Annotated in this window: 23 protein-coding genes and 1 riboswitch; of the genes, 3 read left to right on the top strand and 20 right to left on the bottom strand. The window is 34.9% G+C overall.

Annotated elements, in window-relative coordinates; genetic code table 11:
* Window positions 1–69: 69 nt before the first annotated feature.
* Complete coding sequence (gene ansA, locus M1D73_RS07460) at window positions 70–1,044, top strand: asparaginase (protein WP_000822010.1); 975 nt, start codon at window positions 70–72, stop codon at window positions 1,042–1,044.
* A gap of 35 nt (window positions 1,045–1,079) precedes the next feature.
* Here the strand turns inward: ansA and M1D73_RS07455 are convergent, their stop codons facing one another.
* The 12 genes from M1D73_RS07455 to M1D73_RS07400 form a co-directional block, all read right to left on the bottom strand.
* On the bottom strand, window positions 1,080–2,060 hold the full coding sequence (locus M1D73_RS07455) for a YpdA family putative bacillithiol disulfide reductase (protein ID WP_071740351.1): 981 nt from the start codon (window positions 2,058–2,060) through the stop codon (window positions 1,080–1,082).
* A gap of 108 nt (window positions 2,061–2,168) precedes the next feature.
* On the bottom strand, window positions 2,169–2,699 hold the full coding sequence (locus tag M1D73_RS07450) for a peptidoglycan recognition protein family protein (RefSeq protein WP_001240655.1): 531 nt from the start codon (window positions 2,697–2,699) through the stop codon (window positions 2,169–2,171).
* A 79-nt stretch (window positions 2,700–2,778) separates the two neighbouring features.
* Window positions 2,779–3,015 carry a DUF3961 domain-containing protein gene (locus tag M1D73_RS07445; protein WP_001983018.1) on the bottom strand — a complete coding sequence of 79 codons (237 nt, stop codon included), beginning with the start codon at window positions 3,013–3,015 and terminating at the stop codon, window positions 2,779–2,781.
* 97 nt (window positions 3,016–3,112) lie between these two features.
* On the bottom strand, window positions 3,113–3,322 hold the full coding sequence (locus M1D73_RS07440; protein ID WP_000426763.1) for a hypothetical protein: 210 nt from the start codon (window positions 3,320–3,322) through the stop codon (window positions 3,113–3,115).
* 80 nt (window positions 3,323–3,402) lie between these two features.
* Entirely contained in the window at window positions 3,403–4,689 is a 1,287-nt protein-coding gene (gudB, locus tag M1D73_RS07435) for an NAD-specific glutamate dehydrogenase (protein WP_000225173.1), read from the bottom strand.
* A 311-nt stretch (window positions 4,690–5,000) separates the two neighbouring features.
* A complete protein-coding gene (locus M1D73_RS07430) occupies window positions 5,001–5,609 on the bottom strand; it encodes a genetic competence negative regulator (protein WP_001235402.1) in 609 nt (202 codons plus the stop codon).
* Between the two features lie 77 nt (window positions 5,610–5,686).
* A complete protein-coding gene (locus tag M1D73_RS07425) occupies window positions 5,687–6,562 on the bottom strand; it encodes a MerR family transcriptional regulator (protein WP_121868161.1) in 876 nt (291 codons plus the stop codon).
* Window positions 6,562–7,338 (bottom strand): metallophosphoesterase, encoded by a 777-nt coding sequence (locus M1D73_RS07420; protein ID WP_000637793.1) that lies wholly within the window; start codon window positions 7,336–7,338, stop codon window positions 6,562–6,564. The genes M1D73_RS07425 and M1D73_RS07420 overlap by 1 nt, the downstream gene beginning before the upstream one ends.
* A 66-nt stretch (window positions 7,339–7,404) precedes the next feature.
* Window positions 7,405–7,884: a LysM peptidoglycan-binding domain-containing protein gene (locus M1D73_RS07415; protein ID WP_001231553.1), complete on the bottom strand. Its 480-nt coding sequence runs from the start codon at window positions 7,882–7,884 to the stop codon at window positions 7,405–7,407.
* Window positions 7,885–7,906: 22 nt separating this feature from the next.
* Window positions 7,907–8,470, bottom strand: a complete 564-nt coding sequence (locus M1D73_RS07410; RefSeq protein WP_001025780.1) for a CPBP family intramembrane glutamic endopeptidase — start codon at window positions 8,468–8,470, stop codon at window positions 7,907–7,909.
* Complete coding sequence (gene recQ, locus M1D73_RS07405; RefSeq protein WP_098212750.1) at window positions 8,470–9,999, bottom strand: ATP-dependent DNA helicase RecQ; 1,530 nt, start codon at window positions 9,997–9,999, stop codon at window positions 8,470–8,472. Before recQ ends, M1D73_RS07410 begins: the two co-directional genes overlap by 1 nt.
* Complete coding sequence (locus M1D73_RS07400) at window positions 9,989–11,050, bottom strand: YpbB family protein (RefSeq protein ID WP_098212751.1); 1,062 nt, start codon at window positions 11,048–11,050, stop codon at window positions 9,989–9,991. The genes recQ and M1D73_RS07400 overlap by 11 nt, the downstream gene beginning before the upstream one ends.
* Before the next feature lie 298 nt (window positions 11,051–11,348).
* Here M1D73_RS07400 and M1D73_RS07395 point away from each other — a divergent pair, with 298 nt between their 5' ends.
* Window positions 11,349–11,597 carry a ferredoxin gene (locus M1D73_RS07395; RefSeq protein WP_001151993.1) on the top strand — a complete coding sequence of 83 codons (249 nt, stop codon included), beginning with the start codon at window positions 11,349–11,351 and terminating at the stop codon, window positions 11,595–11,597.
* Between the two features lie 121 nt (window positions 11,598–11,718).
* Here M1D73_RS07395 and M1D73_RS07390 read toward each other — a convergent pair whose 3' ends face one another.
* The gene (locus M1D73_RS07390; RefSeq protein WP_000810855.1) at window positions 11,719–12,297 is read right to left on the bottom strand and encodes an ECF transporter S component; all 579 of its coding nucleotides are present in this window, start codon (window positions 12,295–12,297) and stop codon (window positions 11,719–11,721) included.
* Window positions 12,298–12,459: 162 nt separating this feature from the next.
* Window positions 12,460–12,599, bottom strand: a riboswitch (FMN riboswitch).
* A gap of 248 nt (window positions 12,600–12,847) precedes the next feature.
* Between M1D73_RS07390 and M1D73_RS07385 the strand changes: the two genes are divergently transcribed.
* Window positions 12,848–13,534, top strand: a complete 687-nt coding sequence (locus M1D73_RS07385; RefSeq protein WP_000710837.1) for a hypothetical protein — start codon at window positions 12,848–12,850, stop codon at window positions 13,532–13,534.
* Between the two features lie 164 nt (window positions 13,535–13,698).
* Here M1D73_RS07385 and M1D73_RS07380 read toward each other — a convergent pair whose 3' ends face one another.
* The 7 genes from M1D73_RS07380 to resA all read right to left on the bottom strand — a co-directional run bounded on the left by M1D73_RS07380 (window position 13,699) and on the right by resA (window position 21,351).
* Complete coding sequence (locus tag M1D73_RS07380; protein WP_000866117.1) at window positions 13,699–14,313, bottom strand: peptidoglycan DD-metalloendopeptidase family protein; 615 nt, start codon at window positions 14,311–14,313, stop codon at window positions 13,699–13,701.
* 84 nt (window positions 14,314–14,397) lie between these two features.
* The gene (locus M1D73_RS07375; RefSeq protein ID WP_000781268.1) at window positions 14,398–14,979 is read right to left on the bottom strand and encodes a cob(I)yrinic acid a,c-diamide adenosyltransferase; all 582 of its coding nucleotides are present in this window, start codon (window positions 14,977–14,979) and stop codon (window positions 14,398–14,400) included.
* Window positions 14,980–15,115: 136 nt separating this feature from the next.
* On the bottom strand, window positions 15,116–16,891 hold the full coding sequence (gene resE / locus M1D73_RS07370) for a sensor histidine kinase ResE (protein ID WP_000964674.1): 1,776 nt from the start codon (window positions 16,889–16,891) through the stop codon (window positions 15,116–15,118).
* The gene (gene resD, locus M1D73_RS07365) at window positions 16,891–17,607 is read right to left on the bottom strand and encodes a DNA-binding response regulator ResD (protein ID WP_000426861.1); all 717 of its coding nucleotides are present in this window, start codon (window positions 17,605–17,607) and stop codon (window positions 16,891–16,893) included. The genes resE and resD overlap by 1 nt, the downstream gene beginning before the upstream one ends.
* A gap of 303 nt (window positions 17,608–17,910) precedes the next feature.
* The gene (gene resC / locus M1D73_RS07360) at window positions 17,911–19,068 is read right to left on the bottom strand and encodes a cytochrome c biogenesis protein ResC (protein WP_000250083.1); all 1,158 of its coding nucleotides are present in this window, start codon (window positions 19,066–19,068) and stop codon (window positions 17,911–17,913) included.
* A 14-nt stretch (window positions 19,069–19,082) separates the two neighbouring features.
* Window positions 19,083–20,708 carry a cytochrome c biogenesis protein ResB gene (gene resB / locus M1D73_RS07355; protein WP_000910522.1) on the bottom strand — a complete coding sequence of 542 codons (1,626 nt, stop codon included), beginning with the start codon at window positions 20,706–20,708 and terminating at the stop codon, window positions 19,083–19,085.
* A gap of 121 nt (window positions 20,709–20,829) precedes the next feature.
* Window positions 20,830–21,351, bottom strand: coding sequence for a thiol-disulfide oxidoreductase ResA (gene resA / locus M1D73_RS07350; protein ID WP_000742192.1), 522 nt, complete (start codon window positions 21,349–21,351; stop codon window positions 20,830–20,832).
* Window positions 21,352–21,425: the final 74 nt, after the last annotated feature.

The following is a 21,425-nucleotide window of genomic DNA, read 5'->3' as shown; positions in this document are numbered from 1 at the left end:
CCATTGTCGAATTTACTCAAAACATGTTATGTTCTAAATGTATTTTTTTACTTGAAAGGGGTATAAGCATTGAAAAGAATCCTAGTTTTACACACAGGTGGAACAATTGCAATGGAGGAAGATAAAGAAACTGGGGTCGTACAACCAGGTGAAAAAAATCCTCTTTTAAAATTCATTCCTGATTTAGAAGGCGATGTTGATTTAATCGTTGAAGATGTGTTCCACCTACCATCTCCTCATATGACACCGAGCGAAATGTTACAATTACAAGTCATCATTGATGAAAGAGTAAAACAAGACAACATTCATGGCGTAGTCATTACGCATGGCACGGATACATTAGAAGAAACAGCTTATTTCTTAGATTTAACAGTACAAGCAACTATTCCGATCGTAGTGACAGGTGCAATGCGCTCTAGCAATGAGTTAGGTGCTGATGGTCTATATAACTTCTTATCAGCTGTAAAAGTTGCTAGTTGTGATGAAGCTGCAGAAAAAGGTGTTTTAGTCGTATTAAACGACGAAATTCATTGCGCTACAAATGTAACGAAAACACATACAAGTAATGTTGCAACATTCCAAAGCCCACAATACGGACCAATTGGAATGGTAACAAAACGCGGCGTTGTCTTCCATCACGCTTTAGTACATCACGAAACATATACGATAAACAAAGTGTCTAAAAATGTAGTTGTTCTAAAAGCATATGCTGGCATGGATGATACATTATTAGCAGCAATCGAAAATCTTCCTGTAGACGGCATTGTTATCGAAGCTCTTGGACAAGGTAATCTCCCTCCAAGAACACTACCTAGTCTAGAAAGATTATTAAATAGAGGTATTCCTGTCGTATTAGTTTCTCGCTGTTTCAACGGTATCGTTCAAGACGTATATTCGTATGAAGGTGGCGGTAAACACTTAAAAGATATGGGCATTGTATTCACATACGGCTTAAATGCACAAAAAGCACGCATTAAATTACTTGTTGCATTAGAGAATACAAATTCTCATGAATCCATTCAAAATATGTTTATGCACGAATAAAAAGGAGCTGTCGAGGTTTTCCCGACAGCTCCTTTTTATTTTTCTCTTGATGCAATGGTTTGCGCAATCGCATCTCCATGAAATCTTCCGTTCTCGATAAATATTTCATTTGCATTATTTCCAGCAGCAATGACACCTGCAATGAAAATATTTTCAGCATTCGTTTCCATTCTATCCTCTGTATAAATTGGACGTCCTGTTTCTTCATCAATCTGAACACCCATCTTCGTTAAGAAGCTATGATCAGGATGATAACCAGTCATCGCAAATACAAAATCGTTTTTGATTGTAAGAGCTTCACCATCAACTGTAAACGTTAATGTATGCTCAGTAATTTCTTTCACATGAGCCCCAAAATGCATTTGAATTGTACCATTTCGTACTAACGCCTCAAATTCCGGCAAAATCCAAGGCTTTACGCTTGGTGAATACTCACTTCCACGATACAGTACCGTTACACGTGCACCAGATTTAACAAGTTCTAACGCGGCATCTACACTCGAGTTTTTCCCACCTATAACTACTACATCTCGATCAAAATAAGGATGCCCCTCTTTAAAATAGTGAGCTACTTTCTTCAATTCCTCACCTGGAACATTCATATAATTTGGATTATCATAATATCCAGTTGCTACAACAATATATTTCGCTATATATATTTCCTTACTTCCGTCACGCTTTGTCGTCTCAACCTGAAAAGCTTCTCCATCTTTTTGAACTTTCTCCACTCGCTCAAAAGCATTTACACGTACAGATTTACGTCTTACTACTTCACGATAATACGCAAGCGCTTGATTTCGAACTGGCTTACGATTTTCTGTAATAAAAGCTACATCACCAATTTCTAATTTTTCACTAGAAGAGAAAAATGTTTGATGAGTTGGATAATTATAAATGGCATTTACAATGTTTCCTTTTTCAATTACTAACGGATTTATCCCTACCTTTTGCAACGAAATTGCAGCCGCTAATCCGCACGGACCGCCTCCGATTATAATAACTGTTTCTTTCTGCATACTCGTCCACTCCTAGTCTTCTACCAATACACTATTTATAAAAACAAGAAAAAACCTACTTACAGCAGTAGGCACCTATCTTTATTGTATTCATTTTTCATATATTTGTCATCTAAACGAAACGTACATCCGATAGACATCTGCTAAAAACTGCTGAAATTTAATACCTTGTTTCCCTAATACATTCTCAGGATCAATCTTTCTAGCTGGATCAAGCGTTTTATGTGACACGATATCTTTTTTCGGATTTAAGCCAAAGTTTTGGCATAAATACGCATGATACCATGTAAAACGATTATATGCTTCCCAAAAGTTAACATCACCACCATAACAAAGTTCCACTCCAATGGCCGCCTTATTCGCGTCATAGCCATATAAGTCATTATCCGTCGGCACACCATATCGAACATGATACGCAACTTCATTTATAGGAATAATCTCCAATATTGTTTTATCATCTATAAATGTATGCGCCGAAGCTTTCGGTTGTAATTCATTAAAGTAATCTCGATTCCCTATCGCATTGCTTCCAGGATTCCCCGTATCATGGCTTACAATAAATCTCACTTTAGTCAGAGGAATCCCCGGTCGTGAACTTCCATATCCAATATAGTTGCGCTCTATAGGAAACATCGCCATTGCTACCAACTCCCGCTCTAGAAGATTACCTTACTTCCTTATATATGTATTCGGTAGCAATGTCCTTATCGCATATTTCTTACGCGAAGAGAAAATCGAAAATATTTGAAGTGAACACCATAAACAACAAGATACTTACAGCCACTCCATAAAAACCGTAAAACCAAACACAATCTTCTTTCGTATCTAAACCGAAAAATTTATTTACCGATTGTAATAATGTGCCACGCTTGCTTTGTTTGTTTCGTAATACTTCCACTCGCTCTACAACATCTGCTGGCATCATAAATCTTTGGTCTACTGTCATTTTCATCATTTATCTCTCCTTAAAATCATTTCCGTTTTGTTTATCTAAGGAGAGTATAGCACGTTTGTTCGTATAGAACAAGCGTTCTTTTTATTTTTATTTTATTTTATTTTTCAGCAAGCCAAGTAAAAATCGAGATTACAACGGCAATAATCGGCCCTACTACAACCACACCAAATACCAAAAACAGTAGCCCTTCCCCGAACATCCGAACGGTACTTATTTTTCGAGCTTTCATCGTTCTTGCAAGTTCTCCCTCTAACCTCTTAACCTTCTCTTCTAATTGTTCTACTCGTTCCAGCATTTCATTCTCCATATACAACACCTCATTTAATACTTCAACAAAAAAACGTGATTCCCTCGAAAGGAAATCACGTTTTCTCAAGATATAATATTTTATACCCAACCTCTGAAGCGGCTTGCTTCAGCCATTTTACGAACACCAACCATGTACGCCGCTAAGCGCATGTTCACTTTACGAACTTGTGCTGTTTCATAAATAGAATCAAATGATCTTACCATTACTTTTTCTAAACGTTGTTCTACTTCTTCTTCAGTCCAGTAGTAACCTTGGTTGTTTTGTACCCACTCAAAGTAAGATACTGTTACACCACCAGCACTTGCTAACACGTCTGGAACAAGCAAAATTCCGCGATCTGTTAAAATTTTAGTCGCTTCTAATGTTGTTGGACCATTTGCAGCTTCAACAACGATTTTTGCTTTAATATCATTAGCATTTTCTTCTGTAATTTGGTTCTCAATTGCAGCTGGTACTAAAATATCGCAATCAAGTTCTAACAATTCTTTGTTTGAAATTGTATTGTTAAATAGCTTTGTTACTGTACCGAAGCTATCACGACGGTCTAATAAATAATCAATATCTAATCCGTTTGGATCATGTAACGCGCCGTAAGCATCTGAGATTGCAATAACTTTCGCACCTGCATCATGCATAAATTTAGCTAAGAAGCTACCAGCATTACCGAATCCTTGAACAACAACGCGTGCACCCTTAATATCAATACCACGTTTTTTAGCAGCTTCGCGAATACAAATTGTTACACCTTTCGCTGTTGCTGTTTCACGTCCATGTGATCCACCTAATACAAGCGGTTTACCTGTAATAAATCCTGGTGAATTAAATTCATCAATACGGCTATACTCATCCATCATCCACGCCATAATTTGAGAGTTTGTGAATACATCTGGAGCTGGAATATCTTTCGTCGGACCTACGATTTGGCTAATTGCTCGTACATAACCGCGGCTTAATCTTTCTAACTCACGGAATGACATTTCACGTGGATCACAGATAATTCCACCCTTACCTCCACCATATGGTAAATCAACAATACCACATTTTAAACTCATCCAGATTGAAAGTGCTTTCACTTCATTTTCTGTTACATTCGGATGGAAGCGAATTCCACCTTTCGTTGGACCAACAGCATCATTATGTTGCGCACGATATCCTGTAAATATTTTAACAGTCCCGTCATCCATACGAACTGGTATTTTCACTGTCATCATACGAATTGGTTCTTTTAATAATTCATATACTTCGTTTGGATAACCCAATTTTTCTAACGCTTCACTAATAACAATTTGTGTTGAATTCAATAGTTCAAAATGTTGTTCCCTTTGTTGTTGTGTTTTTGTTTGAGTTCCCTTTTCGGCTACCATAGTAAGTAAACCCCCTGTAATTTCACTTGTTTAGTAAACCTTCATTGCCTAGTATACACCCTTAAATTTGGAATGCAATAGAAAACGCTAACAAATATATACAAACTATTTTCTTTTGCAAGCGTTTTCACTATTATTATAGTCCTTTTATTACTTTTAGAAAAGTAAAATACTTAAATATTTAAATATTTTTTATTTTCATCAACCACACTCCCATAAAACTGCATATTTTATTTTCAAAAAGTATGTTCGAGTATTTACAATCATCCCTTCCCTTCTCCAAATAAAAACAAAACCTCAGCTATGTTGTATTAGCTGAGGTTTTGTTTTTTCACAAAGTAATTGTGTATTTGTTCTATCGCGTTAACATCCATTAATTCTTTACCGTACTCCATGATGCGATAAATGGTTGCTGTAGACGGATTACCGTATTCCGCTAAAATAGCTATAAAATCCGCCTTTAACAATTGAATTTGTTCCTCTTCTTCCACCCAAAGATAGAAGCGCTCATCCCACGTATATAGCTTTCCGCCAGTTACACCAAGGTTATATAAGCGATTCGACAGGTTAATTACGTCATCTAGCGTAGCAAACTCATATAATATATGCTCACTTTCATCTAGAGTCACTTGCATTTCAATAAACTCGTCACGGAACTCATCATCTGTATCCATTTCTTGATTTTCTTTCGTTACAATTACAACCATCCCTTGTGCTTGTAGAGAAAACACTTCAACTGCAATCGGACCATCTGCTTCAAACCCTAATTCCTTATTTGCTTCTTGCATCATATCACGAAATAATTGCTGTACTTTCGGTGCATTTCTCCATAAATCTTCTTTCGTTAATCCTCGTTCAGATAAATCATCAAATGTTAGAAAAATTTTTATCTTATTGTAATTTAATCGTTCCAGCCTCATCTCATACCCTCCCTACGTAACCAATGCATCTAATTTTTATTATATGAAATAGAAAATAGATGGTTCTTTTCGAACAACTATTCCGACATTTTTAACCATCCATCCCATTCTTCTTTCGTATCACCAATTAAGATTGTTTCAATGTCCAACTGGTTTAGAACGCCTAGCTTTCCGATAAATCCAACAGAAAGAGATTCCCTTTTTCCTTGTAATAAATTTATAAAGTTCATCGTCTTTTTCATTTCTTGTTCGTCAGCAAAAGATATAAATACATATTTCGGCTGTATTTCCTCTACCGCTGATAACATACCATCTTCAGCTAAGCTTGTCCTAATATATATCGCCTCATATCCTTTTAAGCGTAAATAAGTTGAAAAAATAAATCCTTTCAATGCATCCTTTTCTAACACAATAACTTTGTATAAAGAGGAAAACATTGAGGCATTGTGATACACCATCCCTAGACGCGTTTGTAAAAATGATAGTGCATATTGAAATTGCACCATTGAAATCTCATTATTATTTTTTGACGTTAATAATTTGTCTGTCACTCGAAGAACGATACTAGCAACAACCTTTTCTGTTGAATATATACTAAAAGCTTCGTTTAATAATGCAGCAATTGTAATTTCATCAAATTTTAACAAAGCTTGTAGCAAATCGTCCACTAAAACAACTTCTTTATCGAAATGTATCTCTTTTTGAACTGTACTCTGCAAACGATTCTCTTCTAATAACTGAACTGCTTGTCCAATCATCATACCGGAAGAAACTTTTTCCATTAACCATTTTAAAATTTGAATATGCTCTTCTGTATATAAGCGATGCCCAGCTTGATTCCGCTTTGGGGCAATAATTTGATATCGTCTTTCCCATGCACGAAGCGTACTCGGCTGAACTCCTATTATATTCGAAACGGCTTTTATATTATATTTCCCACTAAGAGTTGGCATCATTTCCCTCCGCACAATGTAATGATATGTGTTTGAGCAGGTGCTCGGAAACGAAGTGGTATCAATGTTGTTCCATACCCATTACTAACAAAGAGAATCGTATTCAAATGGTTATATACGCCACCTTTTAAATATTTTTTAGATGGGAATAATCGGATTTGTCCTCCATGCGTATGTCCACTTAACACAAGTGAAATCTGTTCATTTCCAGACATTTTTTTTATTATATCAGGGTTGTGACTAACTAGGATACGAAAACCCTCTTCTTTACAATCCGCCAATGCCAAATCTAGACGATCACGGTGCAATCCAACATCATCTATACCGAGCAAACAAATTTTCTCTCCTAATTCAGACTCAAATACCACTCTTGTATTATCTAAAACTTTTACGTTATTTTCTAATAATAACGCATCTAATTCATGATATTCTATCTCATAATCATTGTTTCCCCACACAAAATATACAGGACCTATCTCTCTTAACTTTTGAATATTCGCAGAGATTTTTGATAAAGAGACACCTTTCTCTGCTAAATCTCCTCCGATAATTACGAGATCTACTTTTCCTTTTACTTGTTCAATTAACAAATTCGAAATGACCCTTCTATGAATATCAGAAATAAAAAACACATTTACTTTTTGAAAACTTTTCGGAAATTCTTTAAATACTAAAGTATGTTCCAACACCGTATTACGCATCGCTTCTTTATACATCACAAAAAGTAATAAAATCCCCATGCCTATGAGAGTACTGAATAATATAATCCATATCATATTTTTGACTCCCTCCTCATAAAGATAATCCTAGGCTTTTATAACAAACTATGATCGCTTAACTCGCTAGCTTTCTTGCTTTGTGGACTTATCTTTTATCGGAATTTTTAATTCTTGACCTGCACTCACTTCATCTTCCTGCAAGTTATTATACTTTTTAATTACTTCAATTCCATTTCCATCTGAAAAATATTGCTTCGCTATACTTTCTAAAGTTTCTCCCTCTTTCACAGTATGCGTTATTACTTTTTCAGAATGTTTCTGCGACTCAGATTTAGCTGAATCAAAGAAGATTACTTCAAACGCACTTTTTCCAGCATTATTACTATCACCCTTCACCTGAATATATTTATCCGTGTACCACAAAATACTAATCGGCAGAAGAATGAATAGAAATGTTAAAACCCGGACGAAAATGTGATTTATTTTAAACTTTTGTTTTTTCTCTTTATTTCTATGAATTTCACTACGCGGCGGTAAACTTTCTTTTTCTTCCACTCGCTCAACTTCTAATTCCTCTTCAAAATCAGGAATTCGTTTCCTCATGTTGTTCACCACCACCTTCCATTTATTTTCTTAATTGGAGTCCCATTATAAAATCAACAAGAAAGTGTGCAAAGATTGTTATAAACAAATTTCCTGTCCATTCAAATACATAACCAAAGACAAAACTAATGAAACAGACGAAACAAAATAAAAATGGCTTTGTTATATAACGAATATGTAACACTGCAAATACGAAGCTCGCAATTACAATTCCAAAATGAGTCTGTACTACACCTCTAAATAAAAATTCTTCTGCAAAACCAATCAAGAACGTAATAACGAGTAAGTGTAGAACGGACATTCCTCGAAACATCTTATCGTTAATACCACCATCATCAAACCATGACTCCGGAAACACTCGCATTGCAACATAATCTAATAACACAATACCAATCGCTAACAAACCACCTATAATAAGTATAGATACTGGTTCCCATTTCCATAAATTAAAGACTTCTTTTACATCTTGAAATAATATATATGCCAGTAAACAGCCAATACCGATAATAATTAACTGTGTTATATATAGATTCAGCCTTATTTCCTGCGGACTCATATCTTCAACATTATGCCTTTGAATGTTCATCATTCCTCCATCTTTTCTAGGCCGAAAAGCTTTTGTAACTCTGTTTCCCAATTATAGTCGAAATCCGATTGTTGCGCTCGTCTTTTTTTATAATCTTCTTTGGTAATACCGCAATAATCGCAGCAATTAATTAACTCTTGCTCTTTCCTATAACCGAACTGTTGCAGCACATATTCACGTCTACACCCTTTAACTTGTATCCATGACTTCATATTTTCTAGCTCACTATATTTATTACGCAACCTTATTTCTACTTCAGCTATTAATCGGTTCATGATTTCATCTGACAAACCTTCTAACAATAATCTTCGTTGTTGTATAATTTCAACCTGTTCGAGATGATAACGAACGAAACGCCAATATTGCTCATTAAATCTTGCTGCATTATAACAAATTTCTTCTACATCTTCTATTGGTAATTCCTTCGTTTGAAATATTCTTTCTTGTAGTAAAGAAAATAAAAATTTTATTTGTGACTTACTTGGCAATTCATCCTCAATGATTGAAATTGGTAAATCATGATCCAACGGACTACATAATAAAATAGCTATACTCGGTTCGCCATCTCTTCCAGCTCTTCCGATTTCTTGTAAGTAAGAGGCTATATTAGTTGGATAATGAAAATGAATAATATATCGCGTATTCGCCTTATTTACCCCCATACCAAATGCACTTGTGCATATTACAAGTTGCAATTGATCGTTCATAAACTGCTGTTGAATTAACATACGCTCTTCATGTTCCATACCACCATGATAAAAAGCTACACCAGTAACACCTTTCCCTCTCAAGTATTCCGTTAACCTTTCTGTCCACGCTCTACTTGAGCAATATACAATCCCCGGCCCTTGTAAATACATCACCTGCTCTAAAAGCGCCTCTTTCTTTTCTTCTATCGTCTCTACAAATTGCACATCCATTGCAATATTAGGACGATCAATAGAGTATACATGTTCCGCGGCACCCTTTAAATTTAAACTATCTGCGATATCCTGCAGTACCCCTTTTGTCGCTGTGGCTGTCAATGCTAATACTGTAGGAGAACCAATATTTTCAATAACTACATTTAGTTTTTTATAGTCCGGTCTAAAATCATAACCCCATTGAGAAATACAATGAGCCTCATCAACAACAAATAATGAAATATGAATTTTCTTCAATTCCCTAATTAATAACTCCGACTGCAACATCTCTGGTGAAACAAAAATAAATTTATATGAAGATAATTTTTTCATCGCTTCTCTTTTTTCATTTAATGTCCGAAAACTATTAAATGCTATCACTCGGTTTTTCACAACATACTTTAATTGTGTCACTTGATCTTCCATTAAAGATAATAACGGTGATACAACAAGCACTGTTCCTTCTCGCATAAGCCCCGGAAACTGATAGCACATAGATTTCCCTCTTCCAGTCGGAAGCATTGCTATCACATCTTTTCCTTCTAATAAATCTGTAATTACTCCTTTTTGACCTGGACGAAATTCAGAATATCCAAACCACTTATATAAATATTCTTCAAGTTTCATTTACACCCTCCATCCGCGCTAATACAAGACGAACTTCAAAATAAGAGATATCTTCTCCAACCGCTTGTTTCAAAACACGTAACTTCCGCGTTTGCAATGCTTCAATTACTTTTATTACTTTGTCTATCTTTTCTTTTTCCATAAACATTTCAATAGAAAAATCTTTTTCTCGCAAAGCAATTTCAACAAAATGATCTTCTATCGTTGCAACCTTTAAATTCCGAATCGTCGCTATTTCTTCTAAAGAACGTCCTTGTCTCCAAAAATTATATGTTTTTTTCGTGGATAAACTAAATAATTCAGCTCTCTCATTTGGATAAGATATAATTTCAGCTAATAGTGGAAATTCATTTTCTTTATCACGAACTTCTTGTATAAAGAAATGTATTGTACCCCAAAATAAAAAATACACCCTGAATATATCTTGTTTCGTAATTTCTGCTAATTGTTGCAATGTACAACCAATGCGTTCATAACCCGTTAATCGATATGTTACAATCGTCGCTTCTATCGCATTACTCTTTTCTAAAAGATTATGTACTTCCGTCCATAGTTTTCTCGCCAACTCACTTCTCTTATATGGCCTTCCTGTTAGAAAACGTTTCACCCACATCATTATTTCTGTATCTTGCTGAATTGGAATAAATCTCGTATTATTCTGTTGTAAATTTGATATGGTTTGAATAATTAATGATAATCTTTTCCAAAATGTTTCACCTAATTCACCATATTGTAAACCATGCAAATGCGCCGGAAAAGCATAAACTTCCTCCCATTTATGTAACTGCATTTTACCCGTAGGTGTTAACACATATGTATTTTCATGTATTTCTTGAATAAAATCCGCTTGCAACAACTTTGCAACTTCACCATCATAGTCATTTCTATTTAATGATTTATATATTCCGAACAAAAAAGAAATTCGGAACATATTTCCATCTTGTAAAGTTTGCGAAGAACGTTTGCCCTTTAGTAAATAATAAATAGAAGAAACGGTTCTTTCACCATTCAATTGTTTTAAACAATGCAACAAAGTATATTGTATTTGCATGACCGCTTCCACCTTCCAATCTTAACTTCATTCTTTTCAGTACAATTACACTATCTACTGTCGCTCATTAAACTTATCATATAAGAACTATATACTTGTATATATTCTATTGTATCAAACGAAATCATATTTACGTATTTTGAAAATCTTATGACATAATTCAAAAATAAGTTGACACTCTAATTGATAAGCATTATCATTATAATTTTATGTTGAAAAGTTTTACAAACCGTTTTACAATAAGGTTATAATTTTTATGGCGAGCTTTTCACATACATATTATCAGGAGGGAAAAAAGATGGCAAAATATACAATCGTTGATAAAGATACTTGTATTGCATGTGGTGCTTGTGGCGCTGCTGCACCAGACATTTATGACTATGATGATGAAGGTATTGCATTTGTAACATTAGATGATAACCAAGGTATCGTTGAAATTCCAGATGTATTAATTGAAGATATGATGGATGCATTCGAAGGATGTCCAACTGACTCAATTAAAGTTGCTGACGAATCATTCGACGGAGACGCTTTAAAATTCGAATAGTCTTTTATTAACTTCAAAAAACGCCCCTCCTATTGATGAGGGGCGTTTTTTGTATCTAAATTTTATTTTCCTTAATAAAAAACCATTAGTAGTTTCACACTACTAATGGTTTTAGTATATATTATGCATTTTTCATTTTTGCAAACACCCATACTTTCAGGCGTGAAAATAATGCTACAAATACAATTGTTACAACAATCCCTTTAATTAAATTAAATGGTAAGATTGCCGTTACAACCGTTGTTTTTATAGCTTCGCTAGACATAGCTGGTGAATTTAAAAACCAAGTGTACGCCGGGAATATGATGATGTAGTTTAATACACTCATAATAAGTGCCATTGTAATTGTCCCTAGCATTAATCCTGTAGTTAAACTCTTCACAGTACGATACTTTCTAAATAAGAAAGCTGCTGGCCCAATAAATAAACATCCTGCAATAAAGTTTGCAATTTCTCCAACTGGTACTCCCGTTAAACTTCCTTGAATCCCGTAATGTAAAATGTTCTTTATCGCCTCTACAATCACTCCTGCTACTGGTCCAAAGATAATTGCCGCAATTAGAGCTGGTACATCACTAAAATCAATTTTCAAAAATGGCGGAAGCCCTGGGAACGGGAAATCCAACATCATTAGTAAATATGCAATACTACTTAGCATCGCTACACTCACCATCTGCACTACACTGTTTTTTTGTTTCATCTTTCTCTCTCCTTTTCCATCGATCATCTCATGGAAAGTGGAAAGGTTCTGCTATGCCTATTTTTTCATAGAACGAAAAAACCCTTTGTGTTTTACACAAAGGGAGAATTTAAGGCACATCAAACAGACGTTCAAATCCATATCTTTTTTGAACGCTTGAACCTCCATCTTCTCCCATCCAGACTATACTGTCGGCTTTGGAATCACACCAAATCCTGCCTTAACGGCTCGCGGGCTTAGAACAAAATCATAAATAGTTCATCACCGCCGGTCGGGATTTTCACCCTGCCCCGAAGATAGACCGATATTCTATTTTCCCCTTCATTATACAACAACCTCATAACATTGTGAACTAAAAAATTGTAACTTATTTAAAATTAGTTATTTATTTTTCGTAACAACAAATAAATTGCGAGATATTTTACAATACAATCCATATTTTTTATTATTCGGCATTTCTCTTTTGAATTACCTAGTCATATATAATTAAAAGTGATAAGATATTGAATTGTTAAGATAAGAACATTTTCTGAGTTATGGAGGAAATGTCATGAAAAAAGACAAGAGACATTCTATTCGAGAAGCAATGAAAAAAAACTTAAGAAAAGAATACTTTTACTTAAAAAAAGAATTACTTTTCTACTGCCCAATTGATTTAGGCACATTCTCAAACGAGACATACTATGCTACTTTCGATGAAGATGGCATCAGTATTTATCAGTATGATAAAAAAACAGAAAGTAAATTAAAATTGTGTGAGCGTCATCCGTGGAAGAGTTGGAATAAAGTGAAGATTGATCACTATTTGACAACTTCTCAATTTATTTTTCAGGGTGAGCGAAATTGGATCTTATCTCTTTTTCAAAAAGGAAAAGAAGCTCAAAAAATTATTGAAGAGCATACATCTTTACAAACAGAAGTTGTTTCCCGCTCTTTCTTAAAAAAACTTCCTGGTTTTCGTTCTAATACACCACTGAATAAATACATCGGTAGTATTTGTTACACTGCACTTATTGCATTTTTATTAAAATGGATGATTCCATTTCAAGCACCACAAATCGCCCTGTATTCTATCTCGATTGGTTGTATGCTTCTTGGCCTACTTTGTTTGACAATCGGTTTAATTGAACCGACTATCGTACTGTTTCGAACAAAAGAGAAAACAAGAACAAAAGTTTTTTACTTATATAGCTATTTAGCTATTTCTGGATTTATATGTGTCTTTATTTTTTGGTAAAAGAAGCCGTCCCAAAATAAATTTTGGGACGGTTTTCTTTTAGATATAGATGCTCTGATTCACTCAATAGTTCTAGCAAAAGCGCCCATATAATTTCATTTACATTGAATCTTATTTAAGAAGAACATAAATTTGTTCAAAGTTTAATTTTTGAAGCGTTTCCTTTACTTAACATATAATTGTTGATTAGGATAAATTAGCTCTTGCTGCAATCCATTTTTTTCTTTAATTTCCTTAAGTGTCATACTAAATTTCCGTGCAATACTAACTAAAGTATCCCCTTTTTGTACGACATATAATGACGAAGAAACAACTTCATTTCTTTGTTCACTTAAAACAAGCAATGGGTTCATCGCATTCTTTTTCGCCATCGTCCATCTTCCTTGATGAAGTTCTAGATGTAAGTGCGCACCTCGCGATTCTCCCGTGTTCCCTACTTCTCCAATTTTTTCTCCTTTGGAAATATAATCTCCTTGATCCACATATCTCTTATTTAAATGTGCATATACAGCCTCATATTCTCCGTGTTTAATAAATACAACATTTCCATAACTACTTGAATAATAAGACCTCGTTACCTTACCATCTTGGATAGCTGCCACAGGCGTTCCAATCGGCGCAGCTACATCAATACCATAGTGTTTTCCATGCCTTGTCCCAAAATAATCACTTATCTGACCTTCAACAGGCCATGTCCATCGATTTTCTTCTGCATAAACATGTAATTGAGATACAAACAGTATACTCAATAACATGACACCGCATTTTAAAACTTTCATATACATCCTCCGTTTTCTAATTACCACCATACCTTCTCTATTTTGGTATATTACAGAAAAAAGTATACAAAAAAAGAAAGTGAATTACTCCACTTCCTTCTCTTTCTTATCACGAAAAACTAATGCACTACGGTTATACTCCACATCTTTCACTTGTAATCGGGCATTTATTACTCGAGCTATCGCAAACAAATAATCAGATAATCTATTTACATACTTTAATACAACTTCATTTATTTTCACTTCTTTTTGCAATGATACTATAGAGCGTTCTGCTCTCCTTACAACAGTACGTGCAATATGAATAGTAGCCGCTGCCTCGCTACCACCTGGCAAAATAAAGCGTTCTAGTGGCGGGGCTTCTTCTATATATAAATCAATCTTTCTTTCTAAACTTTCAACCATCACAATTGTCACTTTATAAGGAATTTTTTGTTCCACTATTGCCAAGTCTCCTCCGCAATCAAATAGTTCATGTTGAATATTTTCGAGCTCATTGTAAATATCTATAAAAGCCCCGCCTTGAAGCTTAGTCATTGCATATCCAATATGAGAATTTGCCTCGTCTATTGTTCCATACGCTTCCACACGGATATCATCTTTATCAACCCTGCCACCTATTACACTTGTCGTTCCTTTATCTCCTGTTTTTGTATATAATTTCATTTCTTCACAGCACCTCTCTTGTTATTCTTTATTCGAGCAACATAGAAAAAAGTTCTACCATTCTTTATTTAATTGAGTTTACAAAAAAATAAAAAACAGCAGAACTTTATTCATTATCAACTTTAAAAACGCATATCTAAATTATACGATGCGGTAAATATACAGAGAATGTAGTTCCTTCTCCAACAACACTTGATACAGAAATTTTACCATCATGGCCTTGAACAATATTTTTCGCAATCGCAAGCCCGAGTCCTGTTCCACCCTTTTTCCCACGTGTTCTTGCTTTATCAGCTTTATAGAAACGATCAAATAAAAATGGAATATCTTCTTCTGGAATGCCTGCACCCGAATCTTGTACTTCAAAAATAAGACCGTTATTTTTCGTATCAATTACAAGCATTACATGTCCGCCTGCATTCGTATGACGTATTGCGTTATCAATTAAATTCGTCAATACTTGTTCCATACGATCTGCATCAAACGGGTATTGTTCAATTGGACCTTTGAAATCAACCGTTAACGCGACCTCTTTATCCTTTGCAATCCCTTGGAATTTACGACCAATTTTTTCAACAAACGGATGTATATCCACTTCACCAATATGTAACTCTACATGACCGCTTTCCATACGAGCTAAATCTAACAATTCATTTACAAGTTTACCTAAACGAACAGATTCATCATAAATAATTTGAACAAACTCATCTATTTCCTCTTTCGTTTGCACAATATCATCTAAAATCGCTTCACTATACCCTTGCAGCATGACCATTGGTGTACGAAGTTCATGTGATACATTCGCAATAAAATCTTGACGCATCTTTTCAAGACGACGTTCTTCCGTCATATCTCGCAGCACTGCTACAGCTCCACGAATTTTCGTTTGATTGTAAAGCGGCGTCATAAGAACTACATAGTTTCCTTTTTGTAAATTAATTTCAACAACTTGTTGTTGTTCGCTTTCTACAACGAGATGGAATAATTCCACAAGTTCAGAAGGTAGTTTTTTACTGAGCTCTATCTCTTTTTCTTCTTGCCAAACTTGTAAGAAATGTTCGGCCGGCGGATTGATTACAACGACTTCACCTTCTTGATTTAACGTAATAACCCCATCTGCCATACTACTCAAAATACTTGCTAACTGCTCTTTTTCTTGTTGCAAGGCGTTCATATTAAACTTCAACTGTTTTCCCATTTGATTTAAGGCCGTTGCAAGCTCACCAATCTCATCCTGAGATACCATAGGAGCCTTTGCATCAAACTTCCCACGTGACACTTCAAAAGCAACCTCACGCATTTTACGAAGCGGTGCTGTAATCCGAGTAGATAAGAAGAACGCAAAGAAAGTTGTTAATATAATCGCAATTCCAGCCGATAAGAAAATAAAATCAGTTGTTCTTTCCATACCTTGTATCGGTACTTGTAAAGATTCATATACGAACACTGCACTTTGATTTTTTGATTGCACTGGTTTTCCGACGATCATAATATCATTTTCGGTGTTTTTATTCTTCCTACTATTAGACGCTTTTCTAATATTATTCTTAATTTCTTTTTTGTCTGTAAACACAGCCGCTAATTCTTTATCTTCTTTTAAGTCATCCATTGTAAGAGTGACTAACCCTTCTTGTTTCGGTGAAGAAGAGATTTCTTTACCATCTTCTACAATAATAATCCTTGAAAGTGGGTCAGAGAATTTGTAAGCGATATTCTCAATCGTTTTTACATCGGCACCTTCTTCAATTAACTCTGAAACACTTGTTGCAACTTTTTGAAGCCTAGCTTCACTCATATCAACATAATACGTTCTAAAAAACTGTGAAAGTAAAATCGCAACAAATCCAAGAACAAACGAAACGAGAAGTAATATGGTCATCCATAACTTCCCTACTACACTTCTCCAAAGCATCAGTCGTTCACAACCTCAAATTTGTAACCTACACCCCAAACAGTAACGATCATTTTCGCTGCATCTGGTGATTTTTTGCTTAACTTCTCACGTAAACGCTTTACATGTGTATCAACTGTACGTAAATCTCCGAAGAATTCATATTGCCATACTTCTTTTAACAGTTGCTCACGATCGAATACTTTATCAGGAGCTTTCGCTAAAAATAATAGTAACTCATATTCTTTCGGCGTTAAGTTTACTTCATTACCATCTGCAGTAACACGGTGTGCATCGTTATCAATTGTTAAGTGCGGGAATACAGTAACATCTTTTGTCGTTGTATCTTGTGTAAAGAATGTTGTTGGTACAGCACGACGTAATACCGCTTTCACACGTAGTACGACCTCACGTGGACTAAATGGCTTTACAATATAATCATCTGTTCCAACTTCAAATCCTTGTACTCTATTTACTTCTTCACCTTTTGCTGTCAGCATAATAATTGGTGTCGCTTTCTTCTCACGAACCCCTTTACATACTTCAATGCCATCTTTACCAGGCATCATAAGATCTAATAAGATTAAATCGTAATCATTTTGCAACGCCATTTCTAAAGCTGTATCACCATTATCTGCTTCTTCAATCGTATATTGTTCTCTTTCTAAGTACATTTTCAATAAACGACGAATACGATCCTCATCATCTACAATTAAAATTCTTGATTCATTTTCCATCTCTACCCGCTGCGTACTCTCACCTCAGCGGTTCACACCTACCCTTCTTTAACTATTATGTTGCGCTATTCTCGTTTATTTAAGCAATCTTCTAAATGTTTCACTTCCCATATTATGCTTCACAAGAATAATAAATTTTGTTCAATTTTTTTCCAAAACTATGTATTTTTTTTGAACAGCATATAATGTCCTCGACATCATTTTACAAAATCAACCGCTACTTTGTCATGTTTTTCTCAAAAAAGAAGAAAAGTTGACAAAAATAAAATAGGAAAGTGACATGCACTCCCCTATTTTATTTCTCTATGCATATGAATGTAAACCGGCAATAATTAAGTTTACTACAATAAAGTTAAACATAATGATTGCAAAACCAATTACTGCAAGCCAAGCTGACTTCTCTCCATGCCATCCTTTTGATAGGCGTAAATGTAATACTGCCGCATAAAAGAGCCAAGTGATAAGTGCCCAAACCTCTTTTGGATCCCAGCCCCAAAAACGTGTCCACGCTATTTGTGCCCAAATCATCGCAAAAATTAATGCACCTAATGTGAACACTGGGAATCCAATTGCAATAGATCGATATCCGATTTCATCTAGTAAATCACTATTCGTATTCTTTACTAACGGCTGAAGTGCCGCCGATACTCGCTTCCGTAAAACAAGTCTTAATACAATATACAGTAATGTTCCAACTAACACTGACCAAATAACAGTATTTAATTTTTTCGCATTTACAATCGCTGGAACTTCAACTGCCGGTTCTAATTTATTTTCTGTCAGTAACTTCCCTTCGTGCGGTCCAACTAAAGCCGGAAGATTGTATTTCATTTCCACTTGTTGTTCATTTTTATCAATCCATTGAAACTTCGCTTCATATTTCATACTAGAAAATACCGTTGTTACTCCAATAAATCCAACTGTACAAACAAGTGTAAATACTACCGTCTCTAGCCAAAATGTACGTTTACTTCTCGTCGATTGATCTACATTTTTCAATAAATACATAACACCTGTAATAAAACTAATCGCTAAAATGGCTTGTCCTGCTGCTGCCGTCGTCACGTGAATATGTAACCAATTACTTTTTAAAGATGGAATAAGCGGAGATATTTCCCTCGGAAACATACTTGCATAGGCAATTAATAAAAGCGCAACTGGTAATGCAAATAGTCCGATTATGCTTACACGGTACATAAAATACATGACAATAAATGCTCCTACAAGCATCATGCCGAAAAATGTACCGAATTCAAAAAAGTTACTCACTGGCGCATGTCCTGATGCAATCCACCTTGTAACAAAATATACTGTTTGTGCAATAAACCCTAAAATTGTAATCGTTATTCCTACATTTGCCCATTTATGACCCTTTTCTTTAATTGCTCCCCCGAAAAATAGAGTGGCAATTAAATATAAAATAAATGCGGTAAAGAGAAAGTTACTACTTATTTGCACCATATCGTTTCCCCACCTTAACTAATTTTTTTATCAATTACTTTATCATTTGGCTGTGGAATTGCTGTACCTTCTAGTACTCTTTCAATATCTTTCTTTAAACCGAACCAATTTTTATTTGTATGCCCTGCAATCCACCATTCATCATTAACACGTTGTATCCAAATACGGCGATGATTCCAATACATACCTTGAATGACACCAACCATAAATATAAATCCTCCAATGCCGAGAATCCAAAGCGTTAAATCTTTTCTTACAGTAAGTGCTGTTGCATTTTGCATTTCAACACCTGCAAACGACATTTTATATTTGTTGTTTCCATCTGGTTCTATATTTTGCTGAATACCAACAAAACTCACTTCACCATCTGGTGTTTCAGGTGTAAACATTTTAAATACAAATGCAGGATTGTTTGGTAATTTCGTTTTTGTATTTGGTTTTCCATTCTCATCAAAATAAAAATCAGGGAAATAGCTTAATAGTTCTAGAGAATAACCATTTCCTAAATCATATTTTTCCTTAGGATTCGTTAAATCTACTTTGATTGGTCCCCACTTTTGATTATTTTCTTTATTTTGCAAGTTAAAGGACATACTTTTAAATTCACTTTCTTTATAATCCACTTGATACACTGCAAATTGATCAAATTTCAGTGGTTCATTCACTCGAATTTCCGCTTCTTTTACTTTTTCTAATTTCGGTTTTTGTCCTGCTATATTTTCTCCTACTGCTTTATATAATACGGCATTCGTTTGGAAGTTTTTCGCAATCATTTTATCGCCTACACGATCAATCGCTTCATCAAAAACTTCCTTGTCCTTACTTTTATCATAAACTTCTTTTATAAATTTCTCGTTTTTTAAGTAGTATTGTCCATCCGTCCCTGGTATTTCTTTCGTTTCACCGTCACGTAACCAAAGTGCTTCGTCTACGTACATACTCGGTAAAAAACGAAGCATCGCACCGAATAAAAAGATAATAAGACCGATATGATTTACATATGGACCCCAACGCGAGAAGCGTCCCTTTTCTGCTAAAACGTTTCCGTCTTCCACTTTCACGTTATAGTTTCTTTTCTTTAAATTCTCTTGCACTCTTTCCAGGTCACCTTCTTGCGGTGTACCAGTCCCATATAATCTCTGTCTCTTTAAAAAACTAGGATGTCTTTTTACGCCTTGCTTTTTTAAAGCTTTATAAAGTGGAATAACGCGGTCTAAACTACATATCACAAGTGAAATACCGATAGAAGCAATCAAAATCATATACCACCATGAACCGTATAAATTATTAAACCCTAATTGATAGTATAATTGTCCTAAAAATCCATATTCTTGTTTATAATATTCAGCTGGTGCAATACCTGGAGTTATGTACATTTCTTGCGGAAATATAGTTCCTATCGCTGATGCAGCTAAAGTTATTACGATTAGCCATACACCTACTTTTACAGAAGAGAAAAAGCTCCAAATTTTATCGACTATCGTTTTTGTCTGCGTGAGAGATCTCCGTGCACTCCCCTCATAGCGCATATCCAATAGTTTTGCATTTTCATTGCTTTCAAATGGTTTCCCGCAAGCTTCACAAAAAACGGTTCCTATCGGATTAACATGTCCACATTCACATTTAATTTCTTTCAACACTCTCACCGCCCCTGTATCTATATGTACTATTGTATATTCTAACCTTGAGTTACCGCAATACTCAGAATTTTTAAACCAGAGGCACTATAAACACGCACCCCTTATGTAAAGGCTTTCTTTATTACGGAGTAATTTTCTTTAAATACCCTTCTAACTGTTCTTTCGTTTGTTCCCCTATAATTTGCTCCACTACTTTTCCATCTTTATCAATCAAAAAGCTTGTCGGTAAAGGACCTACTCCATATGTTCCTATAATCTTTTGTCCTTTATCAATGGCAACTGGGAATTTCAAACCATATTGGTTCACAAAGTTCTTTACTGCAATATCCGTTTCATCTGCATCTAACGCTATGATTTCAACGCCTTTTTCTTTATACTTTGGATATAATTCATTCATATAAGGCATTTCTTTTTCACAAGGTTTACACCACGTGCCCCAAAAGTTTAAAAATACACCTTTTCCCTTTAAATCTTTTAGTTCAATTTTCTTTCCTTCTAAATCCGTCACAATAAAGTTAGGTGCTTCTTTTCCGATTTGCATTTTCTCTTTATTAGCAAAGAATCCTTGATAAAGGGTAAATCCTACAGCACCACATAAAATGAGTAGAATAATAACGCGAAATAATAAGCGATTTTTCTTCATATTACCTCTCCTCTCCTCGGTAAATGTTATGTATTATCTTCTGTAAATGTTGTATTGAATAAATCACCAGCAGA

It is taken from the genome of Bacillus sp. PK3-067, from assembly GCF_056738645.1.
The sequence above is the reverse complement of the archived record's forward strand: the minus strand, read 5'-3'. Positions and strand labels throughout refer to the sequence as shown.

What these genes read in the sequence shown, in the direction of transcription:
- M1D73_RS07455 (WP_071740351.1), bottom strand. Translation starts at nt 2,060, where the DNA reads ATGCAGAAAGAAACAGTTATTATAATCGGAGGCGGTCCGTGCGGATTA.
- M1D73_RS07450 (WP_001240655.1), bottom strand. Translation starts at nt 2,699, where the DNA reads ATGGCGATGTTTCCTATAGAGCGCAACTATATTGGATATGGAAGTTCA.
- M1D73_RS07445 (WP_001983018.1), bottom strand. Translation starts at nt 3,015, where the DNA reads ATGATGAAAATGACAGTAGACCAAAGATTTATGATGCCAGCAGATGTT.
- M1D73_RS07440 (WP_000426763.1), bottom strand. Translation starts at nt 3,322, where the DNA reads ATGGAGAATGAAATGCTGGAACGAGTAGAACAATTAGAAGAGAAGGTT.
- gudB (WP_000225173.1), bottom strand. Translation starts at nt 4,689, where the DNA reads ATGGTAGCCGAAAAGGGAACTCAAACAAAAACACAACAACAAAGGGAA.
- M1D73_RS07430 (WP_001235402.1), bottom strand. Translation starts at nt 5,609, where the DNA reads ATGAGGCTGGAACGATTAAATTACAATAAGATAAAAATTTTTCTAACA.
- M1D73_RS07425 (WP_121868161.1), bottom strand. Translation starts at nt 6,562, where the DNA reads ATGCCAACTCTTAGTGGGAAATATAATATAAAAGCCGTTTCGAATATA.
- M1D73_RS07420 (WP_000637793.1), bottom strand. Translation starts at nt 7,338, where the DNA reads ATGATATGGATTATATTATTCAGTACTCTCATAGGCATGGGGATTTTA.
- M1D73_RS07415 (WP_001231553.1), bottom strand. Translation starts at nt 7,884, where the DNA reads ATGAGGAAACGAATTCCTGATTTTGAAGAGGAATTAGAAGTTGAGCGA.
- M1D73_RS07410 (WP_001025780.1), bottom strand. Translation starts at nt 8,470, where the DNA reads ATGAACATTCAAAGGCATAATGTTGAAGATATGAGTCCGCAGGAAATA.
- recQ (WP_098212750.1), bottom strand. Translation starts at nt 9,999, where the DNA reads ATGAAACTTGAAGAATATTTATATAAGTGGTTTGGATATTCTGAATTT.
- M1D73_RS07400 (WP_098212751.1), bottom strand. Translation starts at nt 11,050, where the DNA reads ATGCAAATACAATATACTTTGTTGCATTGTTTAAAACAATTGAATGGT.
- M1D73_RS07395 (WP_001151993.1), top strand. Translation starts at nt 11,349, where the DNA reads ATGGCAAAATATACAATCGTTGATAAAGATACTTGTATTGCATGTGGT.
- M1D73_RS07390 (WP_000810855.1), bottom strand. Translation starts at nt 12,297, where the DNA reads ATGAAACAAAAAAACAGTGTAGTGCAGATGGTGAGTGTAGCGATGCTA.
- M1D73_RS07385 (WP_000710837.1), top strand. Translation starts at nt 12,848, where the DNA reads ATGAAAAAAGACAAGAGACATTCTATTCGAGAAGCAATGAAAAAAAAC.
- M1D73_RS07380 (WP_000866117.1), bottom strand. Translation starts at nt 14,313, where the DNA reads ATGAAAGTTTTAAAATGCGGTGTCATGTTATTGAGTATACTGTTTGTA.
- M1D73_RS07375 (WP_000781268.1), bottom strand. Translation starts at nt 14,979, where the DNA reads ATGAAATTATATACAAAAACAGGAGATAAAGGAACGACAAGTGTAATA.
- resE (WP_000964674.1), bottom strand. Translation starts at nt 16,891, where the DNA reads ATGCTTTGGAGAAGTGTAGTAGGGAAGTTATGGATGACCATATTACTT.
- resD (WP_000426861.1), bottom strand. Translation starts at nt 17,607, where the DNA reads ATGGAAAATGAATCAAGAATTTTAATTGTAGATGATGAGGATCGTATT.
- resC (WP_000250083.1), bottom strand. Translation starts at nt 19,068, where the DNA reads ATGGTGCAAATAAGTAGTAACTTTCTCTTTACCGCATTTATTTTATAT.
- resA (WP_000742192.1), bottom strand. Translation starts at nt 21,351, where the DNA reads ATGAAGAAAAATCGCTTATTATTTCGCGTTATTATTCTACTCATTTTA.